Origin of the sequence: Algibacter sp. L3A6 (genome assembly GCF_009796825.1) — a bacterium.
Lineage (GTDB): Bacteria > Bacteroidota > Bacteroidia > Flavobacteriales > Flavobacteriaceae > Algibacter.
In genome coordinates, this window is sequence record NZ_CP047030.1 from 338,005 (window position 1) to 363,786 (window position 25,782).

25 protein-coding genes are annotated in these 25,782 nt (G+C 32.0%); 6 read left to right on the forward strand and 19 right to left on the reverse strand.

What is annotated here, in order from left to right; translation table 11 throughout:
- Positions 1-11: 11 nt before the first annotated feature.
- The 4 genes from GQR98_RS01390 to lptB all read left to right on the forward strand — a co-directional run bounded on the left by GQR98_RS01390 (position 12) and on the right by lptB (position 2,962).
- Positions 12-977, forward strand: a complete 966-nt coding sequence (locus tag GQR98_RS01390; RefSeq protein ID WP_199270255.1) for an SIS domain-containing protein — start codon at positions 12-14, stop codon at positions 975-977.
- Positions 977-1,810 (forward strand): twin-arginine translocase subunit TatC, encoded by an 834-nt coding sequence (gene tatC, locus GQR98_RS01395; protein ID WP_042503198.1) that lies wholly within the window; start codon positions 977-979, stop codon positions 1,808-1,810. Before GQR98_RS01390 ends, tatC begins: the two co-directional genes overlap by 1 nt.
- The gene (locus GQR98_RS01400) at positions 1,794-2,150 is read left to right on the forward strand and encodes a carboxymuconolactone decarboxylase family protein (RefSeq protein WP_074938235.1); all 357 of its coding nucleotides are present in this window, start codon (positions 1,794-1,796) and stop codon (positions 2,148-2,150) included. Before tatC ends, GQR98_RS01400 begins: the two co-directional genes overlap by 17 nt.
- A gap of 71 nt (positions 2,151-2,221) precedes the next feature.
- Positions 2,222-2,962 (forward strand): LPS export ABC transporter ATP-binding protein, encoded by a 741-nt coding sequence (gene lptB / locus GQR98_RS01405; protein WP_042503199.1) that lies wholly within the window; start codon positions 2,222-2,224, stop codon positions 2,960-2,962.
- Between the two features lie 138 nt (positions 2,963-3,100).
- Here the strand turns inward: lptB and GQR98_RS01410 are convergent, their stop codons facing one another.
- From GQR98_RS01410 to GQR98_RS01420, 3 genes are read right to left on the reverse strand one after another with little or no spacing between them, the layout of a single operon-like run.
- Entirely contained in the window at positions 3,101-3,697 is a 597-nt protein-coding gene (locus GQR98_RS01410; RefSeq protein ID WP_159017942.1) for a hypothetical protein, read from the reverse strand.
- 9 nt (positions 3,698-3,706) lie between these two features.
- On the reverse strand, positions 3,707-4,516 hold the full coding sequence (locus GQR98_RS01415; protein ID WP_074938237.1) for a TerC family protein: 810 nt from the start codon (positions 4,514-4,516) through the stop codon (positions 3,707-3,709).
- Positions 4,517-4,523: 7 nt separating this feature from the next.
- Positions 4,524-5,276, reverse strand: a complete 753-nt coding sequence (locus tag GQR98_RS01420; RefSeq protein WP_133967016.1) for a CDP-alcohol phosphatidyltransferase family protein — start codon at positions 5,274-5,276, stop codon at positions 4,524-4,526.
- A 177-nt stretch (positions 5,277-5,453) separates the two neighbouring features.
- Here GQR98_RS01420 and GQR98_RS01425 point away from each other — a divergent pair, with 177 nt between their 5' ends.
- Positions 5,454-6,524: a PorV/PorQ family protein gene (locus GQR98_RS01425; protein ID WP_233268059.1), complete on the forward strand. Its 1,071-nt coding sequence runs from the start codon at positions 5,454-5,456 to the stop codon at positions 6,522-6,524.
- Between the two features lie 12 nt (positions 6,525-6,536).
- A complete protein-coding gene (locus tag GQR98_RS01430) occupies positions 6,537-7,709 on the forward strand; it encodes a DUF4105 domain-containing protein (protein ID WP_159017944.1) in 1,173 nt (390 codons plus the stop codon).
- An 88-nt stretch (positions 7,710-7,797) separates the two neighbouring features.
- On the opposite strand, the gene GQR98_RS01435 is transcribed toward GQR98_RS01430, so the two are convergent.
- The 16 genes from GQR98_RS01435 to GQR98_RS01510 form a co-directional block, all read right to left on the reverse strand.
- The gene (locus GQR98_RS01435; RefSeq protein WP_159017945.1) at positions 7,798-9,189 is read right to left on the reverse strand and encodes a sugar transferase; all 1,392 of its coding nucleotides are present in this window, start codon (positions 9,187-9,189) and stop codon (positions 7,798-7,800) included.
- A gap of 56 nt (positions 9,190-9,245) precedes the next feature.
- Complete coding sequence (locus GQR98_RS01440; protein WP_159017946.1) at positions 9,246-10,256, reverse strand: glycosyltransferase family 4 protein; 1,011 nt, start codon at positions 10,254-10,256, stop codon at positions 9,246-9,248.
- Positions 10,210-11,565 carry an O-antigen ligase family protein gene (locus tag GQR98_RS01445; protein WP_159017947.1) on the reverse strand — a complete coding sequence of 452 codons (1,356 nt, stop codon included), beginning with the start codon at positions 11,563-11,565 and terminating at the stop codon, positions 10,210-10,212. Before GQR98_RS01445 ends, GQR98_RS01440 begins: the two co-directional genes overlap by 47 nt.
- A 5-nt stretch (positions 11,566-11,570) precedes the next feature.
- Positions 11,571-12,641, reverse strand: a complete 1,071-nt coding sequence (locus GQR98_RS01450) for a glycosyltransferase (protein ID WP_159017948.1) — start codon at positions 12,639-12,641, stop codon at positions 11,571-11,573.
- Between the two features lies 1 nt (position 12,642).
- Positions 12,643-13,734: a glycosyltransferase gene (locus tag GQR98_RS01455; RefSeq protein ID WP_317164206.1), complete on the reverse strand. Its 1,092-nt coding sequence runs from the start codon at positions 13,732-13,734 to the stop codon at positions 12,643-12,645.
- A gap of 53 nt (positions 13,735-13,787) precedes the next feature.
- A complete protein-coding gene (locus GQR98_RS01460; RefSeq protein WP_159017950.1) occupies positions 13,788-14,732 on the reverse strand; it encodes a hypothetical protein in 945 nt (314 codons plus the stop codon).
- Positions 14,733-14,735: 3 nt separating this feature from the next.
- A complete protein-coding gene (locus GQR98_RS01465; protein WP_159017951.1) occupies positions 14,736-15,731 on the reverse strand; it encodes a glycosyltransferase family 2 protein in 996 nt (331 codons plus the stop codon).
- A 2-nt stretch (positions 15,732-15,733) separates the two neighbouring features.
- Entirely contained in the window at positions 15,734-16,762 is a 1,029-nt protein-coding gene (locus tag GQR98_RS01470) for an exostosin family protein (protein ID WP_159017952.1), read from the reverse strand.
- A gap of 5 nt (positions 16,763-16,767) precedes the next feature.
- Positions 16,768-17,607 (reverse strand): FkbM family methyltransferase, encoded by an 840-nt coding sequence (locus GQR98_RS01475; protein WP_159017953.1) that lies wholly within the window; start codon positions 17,605-17,607, stop codon positions 16,768-16,770.
- A gap of 7 nt (positions 17,608-17,614) precedes the next feature.
- Entirely contained in the window at positions 17,615-19,150 is a 1,536-nt protein-coding gene (locus tag GQR98_RS01480; RefSeq protein WP_159017954.1) for a glycosyltransferase family 2 protein, read from the reverse strand.
- Positions 19,147-20,292 (reverse strand): glycosyltransferase family 4 protein, encoded by a 1,146-nt coding sequence (locus GQR98_RS01485; RefSeq protein WP_159017955.1) that lies wholly within the window; start codon positions 20,290-20,292, stop codon positions 19,147-19,149. The genes GQR98_RS01480 and GQR98_RS01485 overlap by 4 nt, the downstream gene beginning before the upstream one ends.
- A 5-nt stretch (positions 20,293-20,297) precedes the next feature.
- Positions 20,298-21,170, reverse strand: coding sequence for a hypothetical protein (locus GQR98_RS01490; protein ID WP_159017956.1), 873 nt, complete (start codon positions 21,168-21,170; stop codon positions 20,298-20,300).
- Between the two features lie 98 nt (positions 21,171-21,268).
- Positions 21,269-22,678, reverse strand: coding sequence for a UDP-glycosyltransferase (locus GQR98_RS01495; RefSeq protein WP_317164207.1), 1,410 nt, complete (start codon positions 22,676-22,678; stop codon positions 21,269-21,271).
- A 66-nt stretch (positions 22,679-22,744) separates the two neighbouring features.
- Positions 22,745-23,620 carry an N-acetylneuraminate synthase family protein gene (locus GQR98_RS01500; protein ID WP_159017957.1) on the reverse strand — a complete coding sequence of 292 codons (876 nt, stop codon included), beginning with the start codon at positions 23,618-23,620 and terminating at the stop codon, positions 22,745-22,747.
- A 9-nt stretch (positions 23,621-23,629) separates the two neighbouring features.
- Positions 23,630-24,784, reverse strand: coding sequence for an acylneuraminate cytidylyltransferase (locus tag GQR98_RS01505; RefSeq protein ID WP_159017958.1), 1,155 nt, complete (start codon positions 24,782-24,784; stop codon positions 23,630-23,632).
- 93 nt (positions 24,785-24,877) lie between these two features.
- Positions 24,878-25,780: a hypothetical protein gene (locus tag GQR98_RS01510; RefSeq protein WP_159017959.1), complete on the reverse strand. Its 903-nt coding sequence runs from the start codon at positions 25,778-25,780 to the stop codon at positions 24,878-24,880.
- Between the last annotated feature and the right edge of the window lie 2 nt (positions 25,781-25,782).

Consider the following 25,782-nt stretch of genomic DNA (forward strand, 5'->3'; position numbering starts at 1 on the left):
AATAATAAATTTTGAGTACAGAAAATTCTATTATTGAAACTGCTAAGCAAACAATTGAAATGGAAAGTAAAGCCATTTTAAACTTATCTAGCTTAGTAACAGAAGATTTTGCAGCTGCTGTAAATCTTATCTATAACTCCAAAGGTCGCGTTATTATTACAGGTATTGGCAAAAGTGCTATTATTGGTAATAAAATAGTGGCTACTTTAAACTCTACCGGAACGCCTGCTATTTTTATGCATGCTGCCGATGCCATACATGGCGATTTGGGTTTAATTTTAAACGATGATGTAGTAATCTGCTTATCGAAAAGCGGTAACACTCCAGAAATAAAAGTTATAATTCCGTTGATAAAACGAGCAAACAATAAAATGATTGCTATTACCGGAAACACAAATTCATTTTTAGCGCAACATGCTGATTATGTTTTAAATGCTTACGTGGAGAAAGAAGCTTGCCCAAATAATTTAGCACCAACAACAAGCACAACTGCACAGTTAGTAATTGGTGATGCACTTGCCGTTTGTTTGTTAAATTTACGTGGTTTTTCGAGTACAGATTTTGCTAAATACCATCCTGGTGGCGCATTAGGTAAAAAACTATATTTAAGGGTTGAAGACATCTCTTCCACCAACGAAAAACCTGCAGTTAATGGCGACGCGAGTATTAAAGAAGTAATTGTAGAAATTACTGCAAAAATGCTCGGTGTTACTGCTGTTGTAGAAAACAACGAAATTATAGGTATAATTACCGATGGTGATTTACGTAGAATGCTTACCAAAGTAGATGATTTTTCTAAACTTACCGCTAAAGATATTATGGGTGCCAACCCTAAACGTATCCAGGCAAATGCCATGGCTATTGAGGCTTTAGAAATTATGGAAGCCAACGATATTTCGCAACTTTTAGTTGAGCACGAAGGCAAATATGCAGGTGTTGTGCACTTACACGATTTAATAAAAGAAGGTATTATATAATGGCAAAAAAGGATATTAATGAGATGTCTTTTTTAGACCATCTTGAAGATTTACGCTGGCACTTAATTAGAATTTGCTCGGCTGTAATGATTGTGGCAACGTTGGCATATATTTTTAGTCGTTTTATTTTCGACGAAATTATTTTTGCGCCACTGCACATGGATTTTCCCACTTACGATTTCTTGTGTAAAGCGGCTCAATTTCTTGATGTTACCACCACATTTTGTGCCGACAAAATTCCGTTAATTTTACAAAACCGAACTATGGCAGGGCAATTTTCTGCCGATATTTGGACGGCCATTTTAGGCGGATTCATAATCTCATTTCCTTACGTAATCTACCAATTATGGAGTTTTATTAGTCCTGGTTTACATAAAGAAGAACGTAAGCATTCGCGTGGTTTTATCATTATTTGCTCACTCCTATTTTTTATAGGCGTACTTTTTGGCTACTATATTATCACACCGCTATCTATTAATTTCTTGGCAAACTATAGCATATCGTCTATGGTAGATAACCAAATAGATATTAGCTCTTATATTGCCTTAGTTCGTGCTTCAGCATTAGCTTCGGGATTAATTTTCGAGTTACCAATCATTATTTATTTTCTAACAAAAATAGGTTTGGTTACGCCAGAGTTCTTAAAAACTTATCGAAAATACGCAATGGTAATTGTATTAATTTTATCTGCAATTATTACGCCTCCAGATATTGCCAGTCAGGTTATTGTGGCAATTCCTATTATAATTTTGTACCAAGTAAGCATCACTATTTCTAAAATAGTGATTAGAAATCAAAAACGAAAAGAGAAAAAAAATGTCAGAGTCAGTTAAAGAATTCAACGATTACCGTTCTAAAATGAACGATAAAATTTTAGGGGATAACAATAAAATTATAAAGCGTATTTTTAATTTAGATACTAACGCTTTCGCGGAAGGAGCTCTAGATGTAAAAACTAAAGAGTTACTTGGTTTGGTAGCTTCTACTGTTTTACGCTGCGACGATTGTGTAAAATACCACTTAGAAACCAGTTATAAAATTGGACTAAAAAAAGAAGAAGTTGTAGAAGCTTTAGGTATTGCAACCTTAGTAGGCGGAACTATTGTAATTCCGCATTTACGTCGTGCTTATGAGTTTTGGGATGCTTTGGAAGAAGATAGCAAAACCCAATAAAAACATAAAAAACCAACAACTGTTAAAGAAGTGTATATGATTTCACTATTTTTAACGTTCATTATAAAGATATGATTTTAAAAGCCGAAAATTTAATGAAGTCCTATAGCGGACGAAAAGTTGTAAAAGATATTTCTCTTGAAGTTAACCAAGGTGAAATTGTTGGACTTTTAGGCCCTAATGGAGCCGGAAAAACAACATCTTTTTACATGATTGTTGGTTTAGTAAAACCTAACGGTGGCCATATCTTTCTTGATAACAAAGAGATTACCAACTACCCAATGTACAAGCGTGCACAAAACGGTATTGGTTACTTGGCGCAAGAAGCTTCGGTATTTAGAAAACTAAGTATTGAAGATAATATTTTAAGTGTATTACAACTTACCAAATTAAGCAAGAAAGAACAAGTCCATAAAATGGAATCTCTTATTGATGAGTTTGGTTTAGGACATATTAGAAAATCTCGTGGCGATTTATTGTCTGGTGGTGAGCGTCGTAGAACAGAAATTGCTCGTGCTTTAGCAACCGACCCTAGTTTTATTCTACTCGATGAACCTTTTGCCGGTGTAGACCCTGTGGCTGTAGAAGATATTCAACGTATTGTAGCACAACTCACTAAAAAGAATATTGGTATCTTAATTACCGATCATAACGTACAAGAAACACTAGCCATTACCGATAGAACATACTTAATGTTTGAAGGTAGTATTTTAAAAGCTGGTGAGCCAGAAGAATTGGCTAGTGATGAAATGGTGCGTAAAGTATATTTAGGCCAGAACTTTGAGTTGCGTAGAAAAAAGATTAGAGAGTAAAACATTACCTCACATAATACTATAAAAAAGCCGTTAGTGATAAACTTATTACTAACGGCTTTTATTATTTCTAGCTATTCTTAAAGGAATCGAAAAGCCAAACACCTCTCCAAAATTAAAAACAACATAGTAAATTAATTATCCTTTTCTTCTTTCTAACAATACCATCATCATTAAACCTAAAAGAATACGGTATTCATCGTCTTTATCAATTTCTTGTAATTTAGAAACACTAAACTTTCTTCCAAAAAACGATCCTTCTTTTTTAAGCTTAACCACAGCTTTATTATTTAAATCGATTACACTATAACTCGGATTGAAAAAATACCCTGTAAACATCCCTAGAATTGGTATTTCACCAAACATAGAATCGAATACTTTTACCCAAGCATTATCTTCACGAATGTGATACTGTAATTTTTGGTTTTGATCAATAAGTTCATATTGCGCTTTCCAAATGGACCTCCATCCCTTTCTTGCAATTTTACCAAGCTCATTACCAGCTTTATCTTTAAAACTGTAGGCCGCAGAAAAATCGATCCATCTATCTGCTTGTATTCTATAATTTACTTCAGTCTTGTTTTCATCATTATAGATAAGAATATCTTCTTTAAGCTTAAACATTTTTTGCCTAACGTAGGCAACGGTAGCTCCAGAAGCATCGGTTGCAACAAAATCGTTAGCAAAAGTTGAAATGTTAAACTTAAAATTTAATGGAAATGAAATATTTTGCATATCGGTAAACTATTTATTTTTAGCAGCTTGTTCTTTTAATAATTTCTTTTGGTAACGCCCTTGCACCACATCTACAATAACTAAAACCGCTAATACAAAATAGAACGTTGTTTTACTCATTGGTACAATATTTTCACCAAATATATTGATATGCGCTAAGTGACCACCTTCGGTAACTAGCATAATACCAACTATAAAAAGAATGAATAAACCAAGTACTTCGTACATTCTATTTTTAGCTAAGAATGAAGAAATTTTATCGGCTAACACCAACATTAATAATCCACTTGCAACAATAGCAATGGCCATAATTATAAACGCTGCGGTTGTGTTTTCTAAATGACTAGTAAGCCCAATTGCGGCCAGAATAGAATCAAAAGAGAATACTAAATTCATAATTACAATACTAGTAATAACGGCATTAGCAGATTTTAAACGCTTGCCATCACCACCTTCTACATTATGCTCTAAATCATGATTAGAAATCATGTGCCAGATTTCCTTAATGGCTGTGTAGATTATAAATCCGCCACCGACTAACACAATAATACTATGCCCATTGAATGCAAAATGAAGAATATCACCAATACCACCTGTTAAGAATGAAAACGGTTCTTTAAAAAACCCAATAATGGAAACTAAAACAAATAGAAGTACTATTCTTAAAACAATGGCGATTAAAATACCAACCTTACGCACCCGTTTTTGCTCGCTTTCCGGAGCTTTTTTACTTTCTAATGAAATGTATAATAAGTTATCGAATCCTAAAACAGCTTGTAAAAGAACTAGCATTAATAGCGTGAAAATGTTTTCTAACATTGGTAAATTATTTGGAGTTTAAATTATCTATAACAGATAAAAATATATAAAGAATTATTATTAAAGGTATGGCTGCAAACTGTAAAACAATTAAAAGTACAACGCACAAAATTAGAAAAATATAGCGCATTACATTATCCTTAAAACCATAATTTTTAAATTTTAAGGCGAATAATTTTATATTGGCATTTAATATGTAGCAACTTAGTAGCGTAAGGCCTATTAAAAACCATTTATTCAAAATAATAGAGTTTATAAGGTCACTATTTTGAAATTCTAGAATAAGAGGTAACGACAGTATTAAAAGTGCATTTGCAGGTGTTGGCAAGCCTTTAAAGTAGGTTTGTTGATCTTCATCAATATTAAATTTTGCTAATCGATATGCCGATCCTAAAGTGACCAACAATCCCATTAATGGCAAAATTTGCAATTCAGTACCAATCCAACTAGAATGCTCTTGCCAATGCGAAGCTTCAGAATAATCTACAAAACCACCCGTAGCTAACATTAATAGTTTATACATTATAATTCCAGGAACCAAACCACTGGTTACCATATCTGCCAGAGAATCTAACTGTAATCCCAATGGGCTAGATACATTTAGTTTTCTTGCTGCAAGACCATCAAAGAAATCGAAAAATATGCCTAAAAACACAAATAATGCTGCTGCAACAAAATCATCATTTACCGCTAAAATAACAGCAATACATCCGCTTAACAAATTTAAAAGCGTAATGGCATTAGGTATGTGTTTCTTCATATTTAGTCTTTTAAGTTTGTAAAAATAGCAAACAAATTTCGTCTAAAACAATATCTATCGTAAATTCAAGTTTATAGACTTAAATATTACGCCATTAGACAGCAAATAAGTTGAAGTTTCAATTTGAAATTTTATGATTAAATAGGTATTATGTGCATCTTTGTAAAAAATTTACGATTGAAACTTAACCTGACCACCTTATTCTTTATATTATCTATTTCGGTATTTAGCCAAACGGTTAGAAAATACTCGAACGAATTTATGAATATTGGTGTAGATGCGGCGGCATTAGGTATGAGTAGCGCCGTAACTTCGCATTCTGCCGATGTTAATTCTGGGTACTGGAATCCGGCAGGACTTTTAAAGCTAGAAGACAATCAACTTTCATTAATGCACTCGAGCTACTTTGCAAATATTGCGAATTACGATTATGCGGCTTATGCCATGCCTTTAGACGATAGAAGTGCCATTGGAATCTCGTTAATACGATTTGCTGTTGACGATATTTTGAACACCACACAATTAATTGACGATCAGGGCAATATTAACTACGACAGAATTAGCTTATTTTCTACAGCGGATTATGGATTAACATTTTCTTACGCTAGAGCATTGCCTGTACAAGGCTTAAATTATGGTATAAATGCTAAAGTGATCCGTCGTGTTATTGGTGATTTTGCATCTTCATGGGGTTTTGGATTCGATTTAGGTGTTCAGTTTGAAACCGAAAACGATTGGAAATTTGGTGTTATGGCTCGCGATATCACCACAACGTTTAATTCTTGGGCCATTGATGAAGAAGAATTTGCAACCGTGCAAGATGCTGTTGAAGGACAGAACCAAGAGTTACCTGAAACTACCGAAATTACCATTCCTAAATTACAAATAGGAATTTCTAAACTTGTAGATTTTAATTACGATTATACCTTATTAACAGCTGTAAACCTGAATGTGAGGTTTGAAGAAAATAATGATATTATTTCGTCTTCTGTAGCGAGTATCAATCCTGCATTAGGTTTTGAATTTGGCTATATCGATATGGTATATTTACGTGCCGGAATGGGGAATTTTCAGAATGAATTACAGCTCGATAATACGGAGCAACTTAGCTTTCAACCTAGTTTTGGTGTTGGTTTCAAATACAACGGCATTCAGGTAGATTATGCTTTTACCGATATTGGCGACCAAAGTGTTGCGCTTTACTCTAATGTGTTTTCGTTAAAAATTGACTTAAGCGTTTTTAGATAATTTCTATGTTATATGAAAAAAATATATTTTCTACTTATACTTTTATTTTCGTTTGAAGCTATACAAGCTCAAGAGCATTTGCTGTCTGAAAATGCCGAAATAAGTGTACTTACCGTTGGCCCAGGAAACGAATTAAATGATGCTTTTGGACATAGTGCCTTTAGAATAAAAGATGCTTCTCGCGGCTTAGATGTGGTTTACGGTTATGGCGAATACGACTTTGATTCTCCTAATTTTTATTTAAAATTTGCTCAAGGTCAGCTTAATTATTTAATTAGTAAAACAGACTTTAATAGGTTTTACCAGGTTTACATGTACTATAATCGAAGTATAAAAGCACAGGTTTTAAATTTATCTCAAGTTGAAAAACAAAAACTTTACGATTTTCTAATTAACAATTACAAACCAGAAAACCGTAGATATCTTTACGAATTCTTTTTTGATAATTGCGCTACAAAAATAAAAGAAGTCACTAATACCTCAGTAAACAATAGCATAACTTTTAACAAACCAAAAGATTTTGAAGATGCTACTTTTAGAACATTAATTTACCAAAATGTGAAGAAAAATTCATGGGGAAGTTTTGGTATAGATTTAGCCTTAGGTTCTGTAATTGATAGACAAGCCACTCCTGAAGAACACATGTTTTTACCAGAAAACATCTATCGTTTTTTTGAGGTTGCAACTATTGGAGATGGAAACAAACCTTTAGTGTCTCAAAACCATATTTTATTTAATAAGAAGGAAAAACATGTATCGACTTCATTTTTAACAAGTCCGTTATTTATAATTGGCCTTATTGGATGTTTTATAATTTTTATCACGTATAAAGATTATAAAAATGGAAAGCGTAGTAATTGGTTAGATGTTAGTTTATTTTCTATCACAGGTATTATTGGTGTCGTTATTTTACTACTTTGGTTTGCGACCGACCACACAGGAACACATCAAAACTACAACCTACTTTGGGCATTTGTTTTAAACATTTTTGTAATCGGACAACTTTTTAGAAAAACGCCAAGCGCTTGGTTTACTAAATACTTAAAATTCTTAGTGATTATGCTGTGCCTGCTCACCCTACATTGGTGTATTGGGGTGCAAGTATTTGCTATTGGATTAATCCCGCTATTAGTAGCCTTATTTATTCGCTACTTATACATAATAAAATACTATAACAGAAAGTAAAGATCGTTGTTTTGAGCTGAATTAAAAGCTTCGCTCTAAGATTGATTAAGGAATGTTAGGTTGTTCAGAATATCGAGTTAAAATCAGCTTATTGCCCTCTAAGGAATATCATAGTGCTTATTGTTTTTACTAGTATATTAATATCTAAGAAAAAACTACGATGCTTAATGTAGTAAAGATCGTATTGAAGTTTAAGCAAACTATCGTCTACCGAACTACCATATCTCGTTTTCACTTGTGCCCAACCTGTAAGTCCTGGTTTTACAATATGTCGAGTTTCATAAAACGGTAATAAATTAGATAACTCTGACACAAAACGAGGACGCTCAGGCCTTGGCCCAATTAAACTCATTTCTCCTTTTAAAATATTGATAAACTGAGGGATTTCATCTAATCTAGAATGCCTCAAAAACTTACCAAACGGTGTTATTCTGGCGTCGTTTTTTTGAGCCCAAACTGCACCATCCTTTTCAGCATCTTCTACCATACTTCTATATTTTATAATCTGAAAAGGCACTCCATTTTTACCAATTCGTTTTTGCGTATAAAAAAGTGAACCTCTATTTCCTATTAAATTCCCAATAAAAATTAAAGGCAGAAAAACCAAACTAACAATCAAACCGATTACCGAAATTGCAATATCGAATACTCTTCTAAAAAACAAATACAACTTATTGTGATTACTTCGGCTAAAAGGGAAATACTTGTAAAAATCCTTACCTACAAATTGAACAGGAACACGTTGAGTCATTTCCTCGTAAGCTTGTGTATATTCTTTTATAGGAAAACCGCGTTCTAATAAGGTAATTAAATCACGATAGATTTCTGGTGTTATAGAATCCGAATCATAACTAGCAATTACAATTTCTGATATATTTTCATCCTTAATAACCTGATGAATTTCAGTTGGACTAAATTCTCTTGCTCCTGTAAATTTTATATTATCAACTTGTTTTGTTTCACAATTAATAAAACCAATGATTTTGTAATTAGGATCGGAATTTTTAAAAGCTTCAACTATAGATTGAATACTTGAGATTTCGCCTACAATTAAAGCTTTTTTATGAAATCTAGGCGACGTTATAAAAGTAACATAAAACCATCTCCAGACAAACAATGCCGACACAATAGAAAAATAAAAATACAAAATCTGTAACCTATTATCTGGTAAAACTGGTGTAAAAAGTGGTGTTAGAAAATAAAACAACACGGTAGTCGATGCCGTAAAAACAATATTAGCAAATGTTTTATCTAGCTTACTAGACTTTTGTAAATCGTAGAGTTCAAAAATAGTCCCAAATATAGACATGTATAAAACGAGTACAAATACCCATTTCCAATTTTCTTTATTGATGATAAAATAATTAAAATCGAAAAAATTACCAACAGTATATAAAATAACAAGCACCGCAAAAACGTCTATGATTCGCAAAAGAACTTTACGCTCCGAAATATCGAAATGGATGCTACTTTTAAACATTTTTTGCACTAGTTAGAGAGATGTAAAGATATAAAAGTTAACAAGACTGCCCTTATTTAACTTAAGAGATTATACCATTGGTGCTTAACTTTACTCCAAGCATAGCCCTCTACTTTTTGTCTTGCCTGGTTTGCCATCTCTTGGGCTTTATTAACGTCGGAAATTAACACTTTTATAGCAGATACAAAAGCCTCAACGTTATTAGATTCGACAAGCACCCCGTCTTTATTACTATCTATTAAAAACGGCATCCCTCCCACATTTGTAGAAACTACAGGTAAGCCTAAAGCCATAGCTTCGATAACACTTACCGGTGTATTATCAATGGTAGTGGTGTTTATAAAAACATTAAAACCTTCTGCTTTTTTATGCCAATCATTTTTAGACAATAAGCCTGTAAACTCAACTTCTACATTCAAACTTTTTGCTAATGATTTTGTCGATTCTAAACTTCCATCTTTCTCAGGACCAATCATGCACAACTCAGCGTCTATATTTTCATTTTTTAGAGCTTTTAAAATATGAATTGCTAAAGTCGGGTTGTATATTTCCGAAAAAGAACGTACCCACAATAATTTTATTGATTCATAGGGTTTCTTTTGAAATTTATAATCTTCTATTTTTATTGAGTTCGGGATGTAAACTATATTATTATAATTATTGGCCTCAAAATGAGATTTTAAGTATAACGATGGCGCCACATTTTTAAATGCATGTTTAAATACGGCTTTCGATAATTTAGGTGATTTCAATAACCGTTTAGGCAATTCGCCTCCGTGTAATATGGGTATATAGCTTATTTTGAAACATCTACAAAGCTGACTAACAAAATAGGCATAATAAAAATTTAAGGTACTATAAGTATCGATTAATACATAATCGACTGTTTTCCTATGTTTAAAAACAGCCCAAAGCATATCGAGAAAACGAAGTATTATAGACCTATAGCTTGAAACAGAATTAACTTGAAAACCCAAACTTTTTAGGTCAGCTTCTAAAGTATCAATTGTAGATTCTGTTTTACCTTTTTCCGATAATTTGTTTCCTATGTAGAAGATTTTTTTCATCAACAATATGTAATAAACTTAAAGCATAAATAAATGCAGGCGCTGCAATACGCATAGCTGAATGATTTATAGTGAGTAGCCAAAATAGATAAAAAGAATAAAATAACACATTACTTCGGTCACCTATTCTAAAAAATAATGGTACCAATAGCAATACCAAAAATGCTAAAACTCCAAATAAACCGTGCTCTGCAACAATACGACTAACTTCGTTGTGTGATGCCGCATGAATGCCTGTTTTTTGAAATCTAATTTCTTTAGCTCTACCAACCCCAATACCAAAAAACGGGCTATCTATAAACTCTTCAAATTCTAATAAAAAGAGAGTACCTCTACCCGTAGTAACGTCGTTTTTTTCTTGTCCTGCTGCATTTTCATTAGCATAGCGTTTTTCGATCATACCATTTGTTTGACTAGCCGAAATACCCCATGTAACAATGCCTATTATTAAGAACAACATTATAGATAGACGCATTTTACTTTTATTTCTTTTATCCATCACTTTGTATAGAATGAATATAAACGCAACAATCATAAAAATCGCAGTAAATACACCTCCTCGACTAAACGTAACAATAGCCCTAAAAGCAAATAACAATACAAATATCAAATCTAAATATCGAAAAATTTTACTTTTACTAAAATAAAAAAAACGAACAGTCATTAAGAAAAAACCTAAACCTAAAACGGTCGCCATTTGATTAGGTCCAAATCCTCCAGAAGCCGCAAAGTTTGACCCCGTACCCGTTGATACTGCAGATACATCTGGATTATACATAAAAACATAAACAAGTGTACTTACTAAAGGAAATAAGATAAAATTAACTATGGACTCCAGTTGTTTTCTTGTAACTTTTAATCCAAAACAAAATAAGGATGAAACACCTAAAGTAACTGGACCACTTAAGTTAAAAGCAATTGCCTTTCTAATGTTCTGATCAACTTCCAAGAGATACAAAGAGACATAAATACTCGGAATCATAAGACATATATATAATAAATAAGGTGTCGCTTTTTTATTAAATCCATTATAAAACAAACCAAAAACAGAAAAAACTATAACCATATATTTACTAGCCTCATAAAAAGGCCCACTGTTAGTCATTCGTAAAATAACCTCAGCTCCCAAAACATAAGCACAAGCTCTAACAATCTCAAATGTTTTTAATTGCTTTTTGGCACTAATAATTCTAATTAAAAAATAAATAAAAATTCCATAAAAATAAAGATTACCCAAAGGTCTTAAGAGGTAAATCAAAGCACCTATTAAAACGTGTATCCCTAAAAGTTTTAAATAATTATTTTGCATTTATTTTATAATAACGCATAAGTGTTTGCAATTGCTTGTAGTGTTTTTGTCTCCGAAAAATCAGTGTTAATTAAACGGGTTAACTGTTTAGCGTGTACGCGTCTTAAATTAAGATCCTCTATACTAGACATAATAGCACTACCTAAAGCATTACTATCTTCAGCATTAACTAACAGACCCGTCTTTTCATTCTTAATAATTTGGTTACACTCACCTACATTGGTAGATACAACAGCCAAATTAGCCAAACCATATTCTAATAAAGCCAAAGGTAAGCCTTCTGACTGAGACGATAAAACACCTATATCGCAAGCTAAAAGTATTGCAGAAACATCTTCACAACTACCATAAAAAAAGACATGATCCTTCAATGCTCCGCTTTTAATATATTCAAACACTTGCCTAGAATAAGCATCTTCAAAATCTTTACCAATCAAATGCAGTGTCCAATCTGGATTATTTTTAGCTACTAATTTAAATGCTTTTAATAAATTTAAATGATCCTTTTGTGGTCTTAGATTAGCCAAACAAACAATACGCTTACCTTCCGTACCTTTTAATTCTGTTGACAATACAGTATCTCCAACCACAGCATAATTAGGTAAATAACTAACTGTTTTTGCTTTTAATTGTGATGAAGCCCACTCTTTTAATTTGGAATTGACACTAAATATGTGATCAAAATATTTAGAGCAGTATAGAAGAATACGTTTAGGACGTTGCTCTAAAAACTCACTTTTACCATAGTGATCATGCCACACCAATTTTAATTTTGGATTTAAAATAGTAATCAACGTAGCCAAAAAATAAGACGAAGAATGTGCATGTATTACTGTTATACCTTCTTTTTTTATAAAACGATATAACCTCCAAATCGCCTTAAAATCAATAGTCGTTTTTTTGTTTAAAAACAAATAACCAACCGCATTATTTACACTAGATTTTAAAAGACCTTCTGCCCTAGTCGCACACAAATAACTACCATCTACATAATCAAGCAAACCATTAACGTAATTGACAGCAACACGTTCTGCGCCTCCTGCTTCCAAACTATCTATAAGTTGCAATACTTTCATTCTAAGCCTTTAATAGTTTTTTAATTTCACTTTCAAATACATCTAAAGTATACTGTTGTGACCAGTCGGAAGCTAATTTAGATAACGTTACTAACCCTTGATTAGCTTCTAAAGCTAAGACTATTTTAGAAACTGCGTCCTCCACATTAGGCGCTATAAGTATACCACGGTTACCGTAGTCTAACATATTTGGCACACAAGATATGGACGTTGCGATTGGTATAACTCCAAAAAACATAGCTTCAGCCAAGGCTTTAGGCCAACCTTCGGACTTAGAAGCTAATATTGTAAAATGAGCAGATTGTAAAGCTGTTTTTACTGTTTCACTAGTTTTATTACCATGCAGAACAATAGAGCTTCCTAGTTGTTTATCATCAATATACTGTTGCAATTTCGGTTTTAAAACACCATCTCCAAATATTTGTAATTTACATTCAAAACCGCGACTTAGTAATTGCTCCACAATTTGAATAGCTAATAACGGACGTTTACCAGTTACCAAACTCCCTACAAACACAAACGCTAATGCTTTTGTATAGTCACGAGTAACAGGTACTGTGCGATCTTGGTCTTTATATGTTGCGGTAAAAAAGGATTTAATATTTTTAGTCTGATTGGGCCAATCCCCATACACTAAGGCAGTCATCTTTTTTGTCCATTTGGTGCTACTTAAAATTGTTTTTTGAAAACGATAACTCTTTGGTTGATCTGCATTAGGATCCCAATTGCCTGCATATTTTGCTGTTTTCACTTTATTTGGAAAAAAAACCTGTACAACACACCCCAGTAATCCAATATTACCAGGACACCTTAAATGAATATGATCTGCACGCTTACAAGCTTTCCAAAGTTTAAAAAAAATATATGGTAACGCCAATAATGACTTTATTCCACGACTAATATTAATAAAGGCTATTGCTGGTATTTGCGTTAATGTAATATGATCATGATTATAAGCTATGTCTATCTCAGAAATGGACATATCAGTTACTGGAGCAACAATCTCTACCTCATCTACATGTTTCAACCACAAATTCATCTCGCGCACATAGGGTGCATAAGCATACCATTTTGGACCCTTTGATTTATGCAAGACATGACTTATTATTAAAAAACGCATATAATATAGAAATTAAATAAAGATTATTATATGTTTTTAATAATGTAATTTATTTGTGCTTTTGGAGTACAATATTCTGAAAAATATCTTTTCCCTCCTTCTGAAATATCTGCATGATACTTAGAATCATTAAACACTCTGTCAAAAACATCAGGAAACTCATCAGTATTATTTACGAAACACATATTCTGATTATTCTCTAGTTTTATTGGTAGATCAATTTTAAAAGGAAAAGATAACACAAATAAACCTTGATTCAAGTATTCTGCCAAACGCCAACTTACAGCGCCGCATACCGCTGAATTATTAAGAACTATTTTTGAATTAGCACTTAGCTTCGAAAATGTTTTAGGATTATATTTACGTGCATTGAGTTCGTTATCAAAACCTTGATTATTACCATCTGAACGAGGAACAAATCCCCCTTCAAACACAATGCGACTATCTGCTTTGCAAAAGCTAATAAATTGAGCGCGTATAAAATTAGCTTCAGACTCTTTTTTCCAAATATTAGAAGAAAAAAAGACAAAATTACTAACGTGTTTTTGATAAGAATAATTTTTGTAATTCGGACGCCTTATTAAAGTATATAGTTGCTTTAAAGTTGGTTTAAATCCAATATATTTCAATAATTTAAAATTATAAAGACCTAAATATAATTTTACAATATTTACAGGATAATGAGGAAATAATGGCTTCACTTTATCTTGCCCAAAAGATTTATTATCGAATAATTTATTTGTTACAAAGTAAGTTGTACAAACATCATATAATTCCTGCCTAACTTTAACAGGATCATCATTATCAATAATCACAAGTTTATTCTGTATTTCAAAAATTAAAACAGGCTTATTGTTATACCTGATAAACCTATTGTCCATCTTAAATTTAAGCTTGTAAGACTGATTTAAACCAAATAAGTAATAGGAAGTATAAAAATTAGGTATATTTAATATATATATAGTTTCCATAAATTAAAATTTAGGTTTGTTAAAGATAAGCGAAATCAATCCAACCTTACGTCCTAAGGACTCTGTAAATGCTTTTAATTTTTCTTTTGAATTTATGATATTTGTAAATCTAATATTCATTAATAGCAATTCGGTGGCATAAAACTTAAATGTCGCTTTAAACAAAGGATTAGGATACTTCACTTTCCAAACATACCAGCTGTTTCTAACCACCATTTTACCATAATTATATTGATTAGGACGACCAGAACCATCATGATAATGGGCTAAATTAGCGTTAGTGTTAATATACAATTGCCCAATTTTAGCAAGTCTTAGCGAAAAATCTGCATCTTCGTACAACCCATAACCTTCAAAATAGGTTGAAAATTTAATTTTCTGAAACACTTCTTTTTTATAACTAGAAACGCCTCCCATAATTAGTTCTGTATCATAGATTTTTCCTGAAGGTGGTAAAAAGCTAACCGATCGACCATGTGCAAAGGTTGGTAAAAACCCTGGAGCTGTGTCTGGTTGTAAACCTAACTTTTTACGCATTTTAAATCGCGAAGGTTCATTACGCATCCAGCCATCATAATAAAATTTTGATGGGTTGTTTCTGTTATCTGACACTTCCCATTGAACTTCATTTGTAATATATCCACCAACCGCCAATGCTTCTGGATGTGTTTTATATGTAGATAATAATTTTTCAAAATAATCTGATTCCAAAATGACATCATCATCTAAAAAACAAATGACATCCATCGTATTTCCAGCATGACTAATTCCAAAATTACGTTGTTTTGTCAATCCTCTGTTGTCTTTATCAACTTTATAATAGCTTAGATTTTTAAATGTATTATTTTTTAAAGCAACTTCAGTCTCCGTATTAGTTGAACTATCAATAATTAAAATTTCATTTGGATACAGGGTCTGTAAAGCGACAGATTCTAATAATGTAACAATCGCTTTGGACCGCATGTATGTACAAATTACTAATGAAAATGATATACTCATTACTATGCTATTGTTTTAAATTGTTTTGCTATTTCCACAAAATACACGTCTCGTCTTAAAGTCGTTAACCACAACTCACGATTTGATTTTTGTATGTTTTCAAATTCTATATCCGATAAACTATTATGAAACTGTAATATTTGCTGTTCAATACTTTCAGCTTTAGTTTCATCTAAAATTAAAATATGCTTTGACCAATCAATGCTATTATGTAAAGGTAACCGACAATCTGTATTCAATAAAATCGGGATCCGTCCTACTGCCAATGCTTCATAAAAACGAACTGAAAAATTACCGACGCCTCTAACACAAAATGTATACGCCGTATTAAAAATGGTATCATAAAATTGCTGTGTACTTTCTTTTTGCGACAGCATTGTATGTGACCCCGCTCTGTATTTATTCCGAAATATAAACTGTGTCTTCAGAGTACCCTTTGACGCTAATTGACCTAAATAGTTAGCGCGTTTAATACTGGATGGGTAAAAGGATTGCTTATCACCTAGCACCCTACTTAAGCTTCTTTTTACTTTATGCTTTAAATGATTGGTATATTCTTTACAATATTTCAAAATGCCCGATTGTGCATGTCCTACAAAACCTATACTAGGCTTTTTATCTTTTTTTAAAGTTGAAAATTCATGAGGTAAATATACCGTATAAGGGTCATTAATAAAAGAAGGCATAATATTGGTAGCACTATCTAATTTACTATCAAAACCACCCAATCTAAAAGTATAACTATTGGCTATATAATTAGTAAAGCCATAGTCCCCTCCCGTATAAATCCATATTGGTTTTTGATGTTGTTTTGCTGATTGAAGCAAATTTATAAATGTGGTGTTTTGTTTTAAAAACACTGCATAATCAACAGGAAACACAACAACATCTGCATCTACAACAGAATCAACTAATATATAATGCTCTAAAAGAGTTTTATTATTCATAAACGCCAAATCAAATAACAACGGGAAGACTTGACGTCGATACGTTTCTGTTAGAAATTCTTTATTTGTGTATAGTTTAAGCATTAGATTTACCGAATAAACAAGGTATTAAACTTATCTCTATTATAACTTTTAATAGTTCTTATTTCTTTTGAAATTGGATTATATCTTATAGGCTTAAATCCGTTTTGAGTAATTAACTCAAAAACATCTTCATCTTTAAAATTAAATTTAGCTCCAGAATTATTAAATTCTACTAACAAAAATTTTAACTGAGGTTGTTGTAAAACATGACTAGCCCCTTTAAGCACTTTATACTCGTAACCTTCCACATCAATTTTTATAAAAGAAGGGGGTTGGTTTTCCAAAATAGAATCTAAAGTATCAACTTCGATCTTAACTGTGTTACTGTTTTCTGTCAAAGAAACGGTATTCATAACAGTAATATTCGTGGTAAAATTAAGAGTTTCCTTTACATCTCCCACTCCCATAGCCAATACAGTTACCTTTTTCTCTAAATTATTAAGTAGTATATTGCTTTTCAATTTAATTAATGTGGATACTATCGGCTCAATAGCGATTGTTTTGGATTGACAAATCCCACTGGCAAGTAAAGTATAATGCCCCAAATTAGCACCAACATCAACAAATAAGTCCTCTTTTTTTAAGTGATCCAATAAAAACATTGAATCTTCATAATCCATTAACTTATAATAAATATTACCAACAATACCTGCATCCCCTTTTTCAGCATAAAATTGTAATCCATTTATCCAATCATAAACTTGTGGCCTTTTTTTTATGGTTTGAGATAAATTAAAAATAAGATAACGATATAACCCTTTTAAAGAAGCATCTTTTGTTAAAGGGTGTGCTTTAATGGTGTTATACCTTAATACGATACGGCTAAAAGATTTTCTTATATTCATCTCCCTTTTAATTTAATTGACGACTCCAAAATTGACTACGCTTCCATTGTTTCTTAAAATGTTTAATATAAGTCATCGGATTTCTAATAGCACTATGTTTATAACTGCGTAAACCTAACAATAATTTATAACCTAATAATTGTTGATCTGTAAAATAGGTTTGATATAACAATTGTATTGTTGGTGATGGTTTAGGCTGAATAGCATCGTCAGCCCAACGTTGTTTCACTTTAGTACGATAACCTCCAATTGGTGCTTTTAAATGCGTGATTTTTATATCCGAAAAAAAAGCAACATCTTCTCCCGACAATCTAATTTGCATTCCAAAATCGGTATCCTCCCCATAGTTAAATTCATATTTCGGATTAAACGAAATAGTATTAAGCAAACTGCTTTTTATAATAGCATTTCCGCCTCCAAAAATAGGCGTTTGTCCTGTTTTAAAAAAAGTTTGTTTTTCGTGGGGTTGCAGGTATACAGTTAAGCCTGAAGCAACACCGTAACACAAAATTTGAGCAAGTAATTGTTCTATTAAAAACTGATTAAATCTATTATCATCATCTCCCAATAAAACCCATTCGCTTGTTACTTGAGATAAAGCGATATTACGAGCATTCACGACACCGGATTGATTAGTAAAGGTGTGTTTAATAGTAAATGGCCAAGCTTCAGTCTTTAAATAATGTAATTCAGATACGGATCCTAACAAAGTATTTTGTTCAACTATAATTACATTTTTAGGCAACAGCGTTTGTGAGGCTAAATCTTTTAAAACATCGTATAAATATTCTTTTCTCCCTATCGTTGGAATGATAACGTCTATCGTTTTCTTCTCAATAATTGATTTAGTGGATTCTACTACTATTCCATCCAAATTAAAACCTTGTGACAACCGTTTAAAAAAGAAACTTTTTAGTAAAGGAAATAGCACTATTTTCTTTTCATACACAAAATAACATATTGATAAAAAAAACACCCAAACCCATTTATAATGTTGCTTTACAAATAGAAACAAATCATTTTTTGAAGCTTGTTGCACTTCAACTATAACTGTTGTGTTTTCTTGTAATAATTTAGGTTCTGAATAACAAAACAAACCAGCAACTATAGCACGCTTAGCTAAGGAATTTAAAAAATAATCGAAGCTTACTTTAGTATTCAACTGATCTACTAGATAATTAATAACACTAGTATTTACACCTCCAATATTACTACTTGTTACCCAAGAAGGATAACTTTTTGTTTTATTTATTTTCAAATAAAACTCTCGATCAACATACCCTATTTGATTTGGTAAATAATTAACAACAGAAGGATTGTAGCTGGCCAATATCCGTTTATGATGAAAAATAGATTGTAAAGCTGTGGTATTTATACTCTGTACAAAAGCTTCGTGACACCAAATAATTAGAGTCTCTGGAAATTGTTTTGACAAATCAATCAAAGCAGTGGCTATATGTTTACTTAAAGACACGTCGATTGGCTCTAAATCAGTATTTAAAAGCTGTATTACTTTATTGTTATCATGGACTAAAATAATCATACAAGAATCGTTTTATAATATGCTATATTAGTCTCCACATTAGTATTAATATCAAAAGTAGTGTCTACTTTTTCTCTTGCCGCGCTTCCTATTTTCAAACACAGATTTTGGTCATTAAAAAGCTGTAAAATACGTTGACTGAACAGTTCAATATTCGAAGGGTGTACTAAATACCCATTAATACCATCATCAATTAACTCTTTGGCCCAACCAATACTAGTATTAACGACTGGTTTTTGTAATGCCATACTCTCTATAGTAACCATACCTAAAGTTTCGGCAAAACTAGGAAAAGTACACACGTGTGCTTTTTTTATATGATCTTGCACCTCTGTATATGGTATTTTACCTAAATAACTAACATTAGCTTTGGCTTGATCAGTAAATATGGCTTCCATTAATGCATATGTAGAAGTCGCTCCTGTTTTTATATCTCCAGCATCACCTCCAATTAAAGTTAATTTGGTTAAAGGCTCTGTCTCTATAATTTTATTGAAAATTTCTGCTAATTCTAACACCCCTTTTTTACGTATAATCGTCCCGATATAAAGCAATGTCTTGTCTTCATAACTCTCTGGAGTCTCATTATTAAACTGATCTAATTGCAAACCATTATGGATGGTTTTTATTTTCTTTCGGTTTAAACCGAAAATCTTTGCGGTCTCTTCTCCTGCAAATGTTGTTGGTGCGATATAAGCCGAAGCAGACTTCAACGCTTTTTTTTCAAAAACAAAATTTTTAAATTTTTGTCGCCTTTGATCCAATTTACAAAAATAAGCATCACTACCATGAAAGCGTATTACTAATGGCGCTTTCAGATTCATAAAGGCAGTAATACCTGTCCAATCCGGAGCCTCGATAAGGTCTATATTTTCTTTTTTAATGATAGTATTAATATATTTTTGAAGTTGTTTTCTATAAAAATACCATGTCAACAATTTATATTTTTTTTTCGCAATTAAATGAATTGTTACGCCTTGATCTTCTAGAACAGCATCTACTTTTTGATGATAAACAAAGACCGAAACAGCAGTTCCTTTTTTAACTAAGGTTACTGCTAAGTTTTTGATACTAGTAGCAATACCTGCGGCGTGACTAACTTGAGGGTGTGGATATTCGGATGTGATATAAGCTATGTGCATACTGATTAAAAAGCTATTTTATTTTTTATATAGTTAGCAATTTGTTTAGAAAATTCTGACGCGCCTGTGTAGTTTAAATGGGAATGATTATAAAAATTTGATTTATCATAGACCAAGTCATTAGTAGAAAAATTTATATAATCTAACTTATATTTAGTTGCTAAGCTATTGATTAAACTGTCCACAAATCGTCTTTGATTCTCTTTATATTTTTGAACTTCTATGTATTGAGGCGACCATACCAAAATCACTTTTATATTATTTTTTTTACTAAAATCTAAAATAGAAGATAACTTAGAAAATCCATCAGCATACAAACCATGAAACTTTTTAGAATCTACAGCTTCATGCAATCGCTTCTTTTTAAATATAGACCATTCATTATCATCCCAAATAGTATTATTGATACTAAATCCATTTATAAAATTATCACAATTTTGACTGAAAGCAGAACTGATTTTTGATATAATAGGTGCTGTCTGACCTTTATATTTAAAACAAGGTACATATTGGTCTAAAAACAAATCTTTATCAATAGGTGTTACTATTTTAGTGTACTCATTTGTATTGATATAAGGTATATATTGATACTTTTCATAAACCCCTTTGGCAGAACCTAAAAAATTATAATCAACATCTATTATTAATAGAGAAGGTAACTTATTACGATTAATAAAAGCCTTCCATCTTATATCAAAAATATTTATAGGTGTTCCACTTAATCCTAAATTATAGCAACTTACCCCAGTAATTTCACTAATAATTTTAGGGTTGTAATGAAATTGAGCTCTAGAGTTTCCAATGACAGCAATGTCCGTTTTTATCTCTCCTTTAAACACTTTAGACCAGGTAGGATCACATACTAATGAGCTTTTCAAAAAAGAATCTATACAATATTGGATACCATATAAAACCATGACAATTATTATGGAAAATTTTAATGCTTTAATTAGGAATCGCTTCAATGCTGTGTTTGCTATTTAGTAGTTAAAACAGCATGTAAAGCCTCCCAAATATGCTTAGACGCTTCCGTTGGTGTTTTACCAACAATAACCTCATACCATTTTTTGCCTTCTTCAACATTAGATAATTGTCCATCTAAAATTTGTTTGACTAGGCCTTCCAAGTCGTTCTTATCTTTACAAAACACAGCTGCTTCTGAGCTTGGCATACTCCTAAAGTGCACGTAGTTGTAATTTTGTCCTATATCTCTAATACCCTTTTTAAGTTGTGGTTGCTCATAGTTATAATAAATACATGCTTTATCGTGAGCTACGAAATCAAAAACAGTTGAAGAACAGACGTTGGTGACAAACTCCGAATGCTCGCAAACATTATACAACATTTTAAAATCTTCTTTTGCAGGTAATACTTGATTCCACTGACTCCCTACTTGTTTCCATATAGGGTTTAAAACTTCAATAATATCTTTATTATTTTCAATTACTGCATTGTATCTATCTGTAAAATCGACTGGACACTTTCTGTAAATAATGCCGAGATTTTCACCTTTTGCATTTAGACGTCTAACAGCATTTGCTAAATCTTCTAAATAATATTGATCTAAAGGCGACGTGGTTTCGTCATCTCCAGAATAACAAATATATTTTTTATTAACGTCTAAATTATAATGTTTAAAAAAATCTGCTCGACTTTGTTTTAAGCTAGTATCATAATGTGGTTCAAATTGTGGCGTCCCTGTGACAAATACTTGAGACTCTTTTACAAAAGGATAGTATTGCAGGACTTCACGCTTCATATGGTCACTCCAAACACAATAATAATCTGTATTAACGACCTGCATTGCCTTGGGAACATTATCCCAAGAATACACAAAAGTAACTGTAGGAATCCCTAAATCTTTAGCGGCTAATAAGGCACTAATAGATTGTGTGGCACGCTGTGTTGTACAGAAAATTAAATCTGGCTTATGTAATTCTAATTGTGCTTTACAATAGGCATATTTAGGATTTTCACGTTCTAAATCATCTATTTTATGTCGTAATTTTTCAATACCTTTTTCTGAAGAGTATAAGCCTATCAATAGCTTAGTATACAAACTTTTAAATGTGTTTTTAACCCCTTTATAGCTAAAAGGAAACTTATACGTTGGATAAACCTCATCATTAAACTTGTCTCTAGACACATTTAATTCGGCTCGCTTTCTAGCACGAGAATATATAGGCGTTAATGGATGTATCTGATGGTTATCAATTTTAACCTCCTTAAAGCCCAAATTGTCTTTTAAAGAAAAAACAGTATTGTTCCAATAAGTAATATCAAATCCCATGGCTTCACCTATCGATTTAAAATCGGTAAAGGCGAAGTTCCGTAATCCAACACCATCAGGAAAAAACACAAATACTTTTTTTTTATCTATTTTCAATAGTTAACTTTTATCTATTTTTTTATTCTATATATTTATTTCTCTAATATTCCTCTCCTATCGCAACTAATCTTTCTGGTTCTTCAACTTATCCCGTTGAACTTGCTCAATAGGTAAAATATCTTGAGATTTAAACGTTAAAGCTCTATGCACGGCATTAAGATCTCTTGATAATTTACGTAACCCCATAGGTTCTAATGATGCGGCGTGATCTGTCCCTTTCCAAGTTCTATCTAATGTATAATGACGCTCAATAACTGGAGCGCCTAAAGTATACGCTGCAACATCTACGGCAATACCTAAATGATGTCCAGAAAAACCAATATGCTTAACATCTTTGCTATACTTTTCTAATAAGAAATTAATATCTAATAAGCAAACATCTTCAAAAGGCACAGGATATCCCGAAGTACAATTATATAATACTAAATCTTTATTTCTCTTGTGTGTTTTAAATAGCTGTACTAAATCTTCAATCTCATCTTTAGTCGTCATACCAGTTGAGATATGAATGTCTCCTTGATAATGTTGACACAACCACTCTAACATTTTTACATTGTTATTACAGGCTGATGGTATTTTTATAAACTTTGGATCTAACGAAGCTATTTCTTTAGCAGAGGTGACATCCCAAACAGAGGTTGAATAATCAATACCTATAGATTCGCAAAAATCTTTTAACTCTTGGTGTTGGTTAACATCAAACTCTAAATACTCACGATGTGCGCCATAGGTATTTCCATAAGAGTTCGTAGGATTTGGATGCGGACTATTATATTGTGCTTCTGTTAATAATTCTTTATTGTGACGCTTTTGAAACTTCACAGCATCCACGTTACAAAAGATTTTAGCCATTTGAATTAACTCTTTAGCGATTTGCATATCACCTTTATGGTTACAACCAATTTCGGCTATGATGTAGGGTTTATTGTATGTATTCATTATGTATCCTTAATATCTTTTGTTATAATTTTTAATAAAATAGCAAGCTTCTCTAATAGCACCTGCGCCTGATGGTTTTGACAATACAACATCAGCATTGGTTTTAATTTCTGTCATCGCATTTTGAGGAGCAAAAGACCAGCCTACACTGCAAATATTGGCCATATCATTAACATCGTCTCCAACATAAGCAACATTATTTAAAGAGAAATTCTGCTGTATAGATAGGGTTTTAAGTAACGTATATTTGTCCTTAACACCTAAAAACACTTGTTTAATTTGAAGTTTTTCCATCCGTTTAGCAACCAGTTCGGATTGTTCACTTGTCATGATCATAACTTCTATCCCAAACTGTCTTAAAATCTCTAATCCCATACCATCTCGCATATCAAAGCTTTTAGTATGTTCTCCATCTTTAGTGTAAGTTATCGTTCCATCTGTAAAGACACCATCGACATCAAGCACTAAATGCGTGATCTTCTCAGCTTTTTTTAATTGCTTTTGACGTTCGATCAATAAGTTTTCTACAACAATCCAATCGGACTCGCTATCAATTTCTTGCAAACTATCTTCGGGCATTTTTACAATGCCTATATTTTGACCTAATCGGTTTTTATTATTTTGCAATACTTGTTTGGTACACGTATAAACGGCTCCGTTTTCTATTAATAACCCTTCAAAATCTTGACGTCTTGGGCGGTTATTATAATCATAATTAATGGGAGTTCCGTTTGCATTCCATAAAAAACGATGCGTATTAACAACGGTTAATGCAGAGTCTTTACCGTTTTCAACTTGAGTTAAACACGCGTTAATATCTATTGCTGTAGTAAATGGCGACGTTGCTTGTAATAAGCAAAATACATCAAAATCGTAATCTATTTGTGTTGCAAATTCTAACATTGCACTTTCTGTAGAGGCTGTATCTGTTGCACTTGCGTCACTACGTAAAACCGCTTTTACTTTGTTTGTGTAATGGTATTCCTTAGCGATAAAATTAATAATTGACTGGTCGTCTGTATAAATATAGACTAAATCTAAATCAGACTGTAGCGCCGCTCCCAAAACCCAAGTATACAATGGTCTTCCAACCATTTTACGTTTATTTTTACCGACGATACCTTTGGAGCCTTTTCGCAAAGGAATGAAGCCTATTTTTTTCATAAATTAAAACTCTATTTTTCTGTAAATCATCGCTAAAATACACTTTTTTAAGGATGAAAATATCCTAATCACGAATAAAATATGTAATCATTGTTATTTGGTTGCGTTAATAAAAACACTTAGTTCTGAGGTAAAAATCTCAGCGCCTCCTTTTGTTAAATGTGAAGCATCATAAAAATAGTTTTTATCCTTATAAACCGTATTTAATGTATCATACACAAAAATCTTATTTTCTGGACTCACCAATTTATTGAAACGGTCGTAAAAACTACTATTAAAAACCTGAAAATTAGGAGGAAAAACAAAAATAAGATCTATTCCATTCTCTTTACAAATTAACTGAATGTTTTTAAAAGCATCTAAATAATTTTGCGCTTCAACAGTCTTTGAATAAACAACCTGTTCATTATCATAAACCAAACCTTCTTTAGGTTTTAAGATTATGGGTCTAGAACCACAAGCCTCAAAAGGATTTAAACTTGGGGGACCTACAGTCTTCATCCTAAACATTGAACCGCTCACTCTTGCAAAATAAAGACCTTTAGACAAAAGACTCCTTTCTCCTAACCTTATCAATTGATTATTTATATAATTATACTTTGATAATGGATATAAACGATCGTTTCTAAACTGAAGTGTCGTTTTATCATTAAATTCGTAGGGATTATCAATTGCTATAATAATTTTTTTAGGTGTATTATTAAATTTTAAAAGTGTTTTTAAAATAAATTCTTGATATAAAATATTCGCACCTTGATATGATAAATTATAACTAGAATATCCAGTCTCCTTTTGTAACTGAGAGGCAATAATATTACCGCTCCCTCTTGAAGATCCAAATACAAAAAGCGCTTTATTCATTTTACCTTCTAGAAGGTTTTCTAACCGTTTATCATACTCTAATTCTGACGTTTTATTTAAAATAAAATAAGCACCTTTATCTACTATAAATAAAATAGCACCAAACAGTATTATATGTTTTAAAAACTGTTTCATTA

Excerpts from the sequence above, each read along its gene's own strand:
- GQR98_RS01440 (WP_159017946.1), bottom strand. The coding sequence starts at position 10,256 with ATGAAAAAAATCTTCTACATAGGAAACAAATTATCGGAAAAAGGTAAA.
- GQR98_RS01485 (WP_159017955.1), bottom strand. The coding sequence starts at position 20,292 with ATGCACATAGCTTATATCACATCCGAATATCCACACCCTCAAGTTAGT.
- GQR98_RS01510 (WP_159017959.1), bottom strand. The coding sequence starts at position 25,780 with ATGAAACAGTTTTTAAAACATATAATACTGTTTGGTGCTATTTTATTT.
- GQR98_RS01435 (WP_159017945.1), bottom strand. The coding sequence starts at position 9,189 with ATGTTTAAAAGTAGCATCCATTTCGATATTTCGGAGCGTAAAGTTCTT.
- GQR98_RS01500 (WP_159017957.1), bottom strand. The coding sequence starts at position 23,620 with ATGAATACATACAATAAACCCTACATCATAGCCGAAATTGGTTGTAAC.
- GQR98_RS01450 (WP_159017948.1), bottom strand. The coding sequence starts at position 12,641 with ATGAAAGTATTGCAACTTATAGATAGTTTGGAAGCAGGAGGCGCAGAA.
- GQR98_RS01480 (WP_159017954.1), bottom strand. The coding sequence starts at position 19,150 with ATGATTATTTTAGTCCATGATAACAATAAAGTAATACAGCTTTTAAAT.
- lptB (WP_042503199.1), top strand. The coding sequence starts at position 2,222 with ATGATTTTAAAAGCCGAAAATTTAATGAAGTCCTATAGCGGACGAAAA.
- GQR98_RS01430 (WP_159017944.1), top strand. The coding sequence starts at position 6,537 with ATGAAAAAAATATATTTTCTACTTATACTTTTATTTTCGTTTGAAGCT.
- GQR98_RS01460 (WP_159017950.1), bottom strand. The coding sequence starts at position 14,732 with ATGGAAACTATATATATATTAAATATACCTAATTTTTATACTTCCTAT.
- GQR98_RS01475 (WP_159017953.1), bottom strand. The coding sequence starts at position 17,607 with ATGAATATAAGAAAATCTTTTAGCCGTATCGTATTAAGGTATAACACC.
- GQR98_RS01420 (WP_133967016.1), bottom strand. The coding sequence starts at position 5,276 with ATGAAGAAACACATACCTAATGCCATTACGCTTTTAAATTTGTTAAGC.
- GQR98_RS01505 (WP_159017958.1), bottom strand. The coding sequence starts at position 24,784 with ATGAAAAAAATAGGCTTCATTCCTTTGCGAAAAGGCTCCAAAGGTATC.
- GQR98_RS01465 (WP_159017951.1), bottom strand. The coding sequence starts at position 15,731 with ATGAGTATATCATTTTCATTAGTAATTTGTACATACATGCGGTCCAAA.
- GQR98_RS01415 (WP_074938237.1), bottom strand. The coding sequence starts at position 4,516 with ATGTTAGAAAACATTTTCACGCTATTAATGCTAGTTCTTTTACAAGCT.
- GQR98_RS01410 (WP_159017942.1), bottom strand. The coding sequence starts at position 3,697 with ATGCAAAATATTTCATTTCCATTAAATTTTAAGTTTAACATTTCAACT.
- tatC (WP_042503198.1), top strand. The coding sequence starts at position 977 with ATGGCAAAAAAGGATATTAATGAGATGTCTTTTTTAGACCATCTTGAA.
- GQR98_RS01470 (WP_159017952.1), bottom strand. The coding sequence starts at position 16,762 with ATGCTTAAACTATACACAAATAAAGAATTTCTAACAGAAACGTATCGA.
- GQR98_RS01400 (WP_074938235.1), top strand. The coding sequence starts at position 1,794 with ATGTCAGAGTCAGTTAAAGAATTCAACGATTACCGTTCTAAAATGAAC.
- GQR98_RS01445 (WP_159017947.1), bottom strand. The coding sequence starts at position 11,565 with ATGCAAAATAATTATTTAAAACTTTTAGGGATACACGTTTTAATAGGT.